The organism is Tsukamurella sputi (assembly GCF_007858445.1).
GTDB classification, from domain to species: domain Bacteria; phylum Actinomycetota; class Actinomycetes; order Mycobacteriales; family Mycobacteriaceae; genus Tsukamurella; species Tsukamurella sputi.
Genome location: NZ_VIGV01000067.1, coordinates 1 through 659, shown reverse-complemented (window position 1 = coordinate 659; position 659 = coordinate 1). Strand labels below are relative to the sequence as shown.

The window sequence follows — 659 nt, the reverse complement described above, 5'->3', positions numbered from 1 at the left end:
AATTATCTCTAGCATTAGGGGCGCGTTATGATCATTACCAATATTCTCCACAGATGGATGGCAGTAATAAATTTCCCGTCAGTTTTGATAGCGAGAAAAAAAGTTTTTCTAAAATCTCTTGGCAATTAGGAATTAATTATCAAATAACACCGGAACAGCAGATAGGTTATCGTATCAGTACGGGGTTTAGGGCCCCTAAAATTGAGGAACTCTTCTTTGAGTTTGGTAAGGGCGGAATGAACCATTTTATGCCAAATCCGCAATTGAGACCAGAGACGGCGCTGAACCAAGAGATCACTTATCAATTTAAAAATGAGTATACAGAAATAGGGCTAGGTGCTTTCTATAGTAAATATCGTAACTTTATCGATGAGCGAGTCTCTGAGAAATTGGAATCCAATCCCTACTATCCCTATGATTGGGGATCGAAACCTTATCTATCAATCAATCAGATTCAATTTGTCAATGTGGCACATGCTCATATTTCAGGACTTGAATTGAATGCGACATTGAATGGTCCCTTATTTGGGCTCTCTGAGAGTTGGAAATTTCACATAAAAGGGCAATATAGTAAGCGTAAGAATCAAGATGGCGATCCTCTAAAATCGATTCAACCCTGGAGCGCATTGATGAGTGTTGAATATCAAGATCCTTCTCAG

The 659-nt window shown here is 38.8% G+C and carries 1 protein-coding gene; it reads left to right on the top strand.

Translation table 11 applies throughout. The annotated features are described in order from the left end of the window. Window positions 1-659: TonB-dependent receptor domain-containing protein (locus tag FK268_RS25900; RefSeq protein WP_146437810.1), on the top strand; the 659-nt coding region annotated here is incomplete at both ends.